General features: G+C 67.8%; 3 protein-coding genes and 1 pseudogene. 2 read left to right on the top strand and 2 right to left on the bottom strand.

Annotated elements, in window-relative coordinates:
- Together B1964_RS02420 and B1964_RS02415 are read left to right on the top strand one after the other, a co-directional pair.
- Positions 1-715, top strand: a pseudogene (locus B1964_RS02420) (DNA methyltransferase); the annotation flags it as partial.
- Between the two features lie 17 nt (positions 716-732).
- On the top strand, positions 733-1,572 hold the full coding sequence (locus tag B1964_RS02415; protein WP_079928659.1) for a hypothetical protein: 840 nt from the start codon (positions 733-735) through the stop codon (positions 1,570-1,572).
- Positions 1,573-1,606: 34 nt separating this feature from the next.
- Here the strand turns inward: B1964_RS02415 and B1964_RS02410 are convergent, their stop codons facing one another.
- Positions 1,607-3,190 (bottom strand): alkaline phosphatase D family protein, encoded by a 1,584-nt coding sequence (locus B1964_RS02410; protein WP_079928661.1) that lies wholly within the window; start codon positions 3,188-3,190, stop codon positions 1,607-1,609.
- A gap of 67 nt (positions 3,191-3,257) precedes the next feature.
- On the bottom strand, positions 3,258-4,733 hold a 1,476-nt coding region (locus B1964_RS02405), incomplete at its 5' end, for a HAMP domain-containing sensor histidine kinase (protein WP_366664252.1).

The raw sequence follows: 4,733 nt of genomic DNA, 5'->3' as shown, positions 1-4,733 counted from the left end.
CGCGGCCGATCGCGCGTTCCTGGATTCGGCGTGGTCGCACATCGACCGACTGCGGGGCTATCGGCGGGATCTGGCGATCTCGGCGCTGGTGTTGTCCGCGGCGCGCAAGCAACCGCGCGGGGTGTTCACCTTCACCGATTCCAGCCGATATGCCGACGGACGCCGTGATCTGCAGATGACGCTGCGCGACCACTTCCGGCTGCGGGCCGCGGCCGACTACAACGCGACCGTGTTCAGCAATGGCTCACGGCATCACAGTTCGTGCGGCGACGTCTTCGATCTCGACGCCACCGGAGTCCTCGGGGGTGCGCCGGACCTGGTGTACCTCGATCCGCCGTACGCCCCGCCGTCCGACGACAACGACTACATCAAGCGCTACCACTTCCTCGAAGGGCTGTCGGCCTACTGGCAGGGCATGACCATCATGGAGAACACCAAGACCAAGAAGCTGCCCAAGCGGTACACCCCGTTCGCCTACAAACACTCCATCGACGACGCGTTGGTGCGGACCTTCGACCACTTCACCGAAGCCGGCGCGATCGTGCTGTCGTACTCGTCCAACGCACTCCCCGGCCCCGATCGCATCGTCGATCTACTCGGCAAGGTCAAGCCACATGTAGACGTCATCGCGATCGACCACAAGTACAGCTTCGGCACCCATGCCGCGGCGGCGCGGCGTGACGTCAGCGAGTTCTTGTTCATCGGTCGGGACTGAGCGGGACCACCGAGCCGATGGCCCACGCGCCCGACTTCGACGAGTACCTGAAGACGCTGGGACGCTTGACCTCTCACGTCGACCCGACGGCGTCGACACCCGAGGCCGAGCACATCGCGGCAGCCACCGCCGGACTCGGTGAGCTGATGGTCACCGACGTCGCCGGTCTCGCGGCGTGGGTACGGGAGAATCCCGGTGATGTCCCGGTGCTGGGTCTGGCCATCGGGCTGTCGCAGGAGAAGCTGAAAAACGTTCTGCGCGACCGGTTCGACACCTCCGGGTGGCACGGTCTGGCACGGCAGCGGCCCGTCGAGTTGATCACGTGGCTCGACGAGGAGTTCGACCTGGTGCGCATGCTCACCGCCCAGATGGACCGCACCTACACCTTCGCCGACATCCTCGTCGCCCGCGCCGGCACCCGATTGACCGCAACACGCGCGGGTGCGTCGGGCCGCCGCATCGAGGACCACATCGAGGACATCGCCCGCGATCTGGGCCTCGACTACGTGACCCGCTCCCGGTTCTCCGGCCGCAACGGACGCACCGCACCGGCCGATCTGATCGTCGGCGACCCGAACGCACCCGACATCGTGGTCGCGGCAAAGGGTTTCGATTCGACCGGCTCCAAACTCACCGACGCGGTCCGGGAGATCGAGGAGATGGCCGAGGTGCGGTTGCCGCGGCAGCTGGTCCTCGCGGTGATCGACGGGATCGGCTGGAAGTCCCGCCAGGCCGATCTGCGACGCATCCACCAGCTATGGGTGGACCGACAGATCGACGGCATGTACACCTTGGTCACCCTCGACCGTTTCCGCGCCGACGTCACCGAGTTCGCGCGGTTGCGCCGGCTGATCTGAGCGCACCCGATCAGCTCGTCGGCGCGCGTCGGAGTCAGGGCGTCAACTCCTTGGTGTACAACACCTGTCCGCGTGAGTCGCAGAGGTCGACGGTGAGGACCTTGGTGTCCTTGGCGATGCGGACCTCCCCGAAGTGCTGAAAGCCTTCCGCCGGCGAGGTGTTGGCCTTCTGCGGGGCGTGGACGTACTCGTAACGCGGGCCGAACGTGGCGTCGAGCGGGCTGACCGGGAACGCGCCGGCGTGCAGGGGTCCGCTGACGAACTCCCAGAACGGGGAGAAATCGCGGAAGGACGCGCGGTCGGGCTCGTAGGAGATGGCCGCGGTGTAGTGGACGTCGGCGGTCAGGAACACCTTGCCGGTGACGTTCTTGGTTTGCGATAACACCTTCGAGAAGGCGATCTCCCGCCCGCGGGGCGCGCCCGGATCTCCTTGTGCCACCGCCTCCATCGACTTCGGACCGTGACGTGGATCGGACAGCGCGTCAGGAACGACGATGCTGATCGGCAGGTCGTTGGCGATCACCTTCCAGGTCGCCCTCGACGATCGCAGCGAGTCGATGAGCCAGCGCGTCTGTTCGGCACCGAGGATGCCGCCGTCGTCGGTGGTCGACCAGTTGGCCGGATTCGGGTCCTTGTAGGTGCGCATGTCGAGTAGGAAGACGTCGAGCAGCGGACCGTGGGAGACCCTGCGGTACAACCGGTTTCCGGTGGCCTCGGAGACCGGCTGCCATTCGCGCCAGGCCTGTCGGGCGTTGCGGGCCAGGGTGTTGACGTCGGTCTGGGTGTAACCGTCTCGTTTCTGGCCGGTCAGGTTTTCCCCCGGGTACCAGTTGTTGAGTACCTCGTGGTCATCCCACTGGATGAGCTGGCCGACGCTCGCGGCGAATCGCCGGTAGTTTCCGTCGGTCAGGTTGTAGGCGTAGTTGCCGCGGAAGTCGTCGACGGTTTGTGCCACATGCGCTTTGGCGGGTGTGGTGACGTTGCGGTAGAGCTGCCCGTTGTTCTGCTTCTGGGTGGGGTCGATGGTGTTGTCGGCGTAGATGGCGTCGCCGGAGTGGATGAAGAAGTCCGGTGCGCGGTCGGCCATCACCCCGAAGACGGGGAGGCCCCCGATGTCGGGGTTGATTCCCCAGCCCTGCCCGACGACATCACCCGACCAGAGGAAGTGCACGTCGCCGGCGGTGACCGGGGCGGTGCGGAACATGCCGGTGACCGGCTCACCGACCGCGCCGGTGGGGCCTTCGAGGCGGACCCGGTAGTGCACGGTCTGCCCCGGCGGGAGTCCGGCGACCCGCACCCGGCCGGTACCGTCGGTCAGCGGGGTCAGCAGCGGGCCAGTGAAAGTCCTTGTGTTGCGAAAGGTTTCGGTGGCCGAGGTCTCCACGATCATTCGGGCCGGCGAGTCCGAGCGTGCCCATACCACTGCGCCGCTCGCGCTCTGATCGCCCGCGGCCACCCCGTGGGTCAGGCGTGGGCGCGGACGCAGCAGACCCGGTGAGGTGGGTGCGGCACTCGCGCGGCCGGCCATCACCGAGCCGGTGGGCAGCACCAGCGCACCGATCGCCGCCGCGCGTAGCAACTCGCGTCGGGTGGGGGTGCCGGCAGATCGTGTGGTCATGGTGTGAGAATCACGCACCACGGCGACGGGACCGCGAACTCCGGGTGACGTGGGGGTGACGGTGTGGTCAGTCCGCGAGTCGCGGCAGCCGCACCCAGAAGCAGGCGCCCTCGCCCGGCGTCGAGTCGACCCCGACGCGGCCACCTTGCGCGTCGACCAGCGCGGCCACGATCGACAAGCCCAGTCCGCTGCCGCCGCCCTCGCCCCGTGATCGCGAACTGTCGCCGCGATAGAAGCGTTCGAAGACGTGTGAGCGCTCGTCGGGGGTGAGGCCCTGACCGGTGTCGGTGACGGTGACCAGCACGTCGCCGACCCCGTCGAGCACGCCGACGCCGACGGTGATCGTCGCCTCCGGCGGGGTGTGGACGACGGCGTTGTTGACGAGGTTGCGGATGACCTGCACCAACCGCGCCGAGTCGCCGCGCACGACGGGCGGTTCGTCCGACGGCGACACCTGCAGCCGGATCTCCCGGTCGGGGGCGGCGGCACGCGAGGCCTGCACGGTGTCGGCGGCCAGCATCAGCATGTCGACCGGCTCGGAATTGAGGGGCCGGTGGGCGTCGAGCCGTGCCAGCATCAGCAGGTCTTCGACGAGGAGCTTCATGCGGGCGGCCTCGTCGTCGATCCGGCGCATCGCATCGCCCGGGTCGGCGACCGCGCCCTGCCGATAGAGCTCGGCGAACCCCTTGATCGAGGTCAGTGGGGTGCGGAGTTCGTGGCTGGCGTCGGCGACAAAACGCCGCATCTTCTCCTCGGAATGCCGGGCCTGCTGTTCGGAGGCTGCCGTCGTGGCGAAGGCGTGCTGGATCTGGCCGAGCATCGTGTTGAGCGAGGCGGAGAGGCTACCGACCTCGGTGTTGGGCGGGCCCGGGGCCACCCGCATGTTGAGGTTGCCCGCGGCGATCGCGTGGGCGGTCTCCTCGACTCGGCGCAGTGGCCGCAGGCTCGATCGGACCACCAGATAGCTGAGCACACCGAGGACCACGACCACGGCCGCGCCGATGCCGAACTGCAGCCACATCAATCGTGACAGGGTCTTGTTCACGTCGGAGAGCGGCACGGCCACCACGGAAACCCCGTCGGGGCCAATGTGTTTGATGACACGCCACTGCGGGCCGTCACCGTCCTGCGACCCGACCGTCGTCGGCGAGACGTTGCCATCGGGCAGCCCGCTGAGGTCAGGGGTGTGGGTGAAATCGTTCGCGTTGGAGATGACCTGCCCGGAGTTGAGGGTGGTCATCACGAAGAACGACGATGGTGGCCGGCGCGGTCCGATGGGCGGGCCCTGCGTTTGATCCATGTCCGGGTTGCGGGGTTTGGCCCAGGTCCCCACCGCCGACACCAGACCCTGATCGGTGCGCGAGAGCAGATCCGAGCGCATCGCCGAGGTCACCGCGATTCCTGACACCAGCAACCCGAACGCCACCAGCACCATGGTGAGCGCGACCAGCGAAATACGCAGTGGAACACCACGTGTGCGGATCTTTGCCGCCTTCGTCACCGTCGGGGCTGCCGGGGCACCTGCCGGTGGGTCGGCCGGCGG

This window comes from Gordonia sp. i37 (genome assembly GCF_002043085.1).
GTDB classification, from domain to species: Bacteria; Actinomycetota; Actinomycetes; order Mycobacteriales; family Mycobacteriaceae; genus Gordonia; species Gordonia polyisoprenivorans.
This window is presented reverse-complemented; position numbering and strand designations above follow the sequence as displayed.

Bases quoted from the DNA above. Each gene is read 5' to 3' on its own strand.
- B1964_RS02415 (WP_079928659.1), top strand. From the start codon at position 733: ATGGCCCACGCGCCCGACTTCGACGAGTACCTGAAGACGCTGGGACGC.
- B1964_RS02410 (WP_079928661.1), bottom strand. From the start codon at position 3,190: ATGACCACACGATCTGCCGGCACCCCCACCCGACGCGAGTTGCTACGC.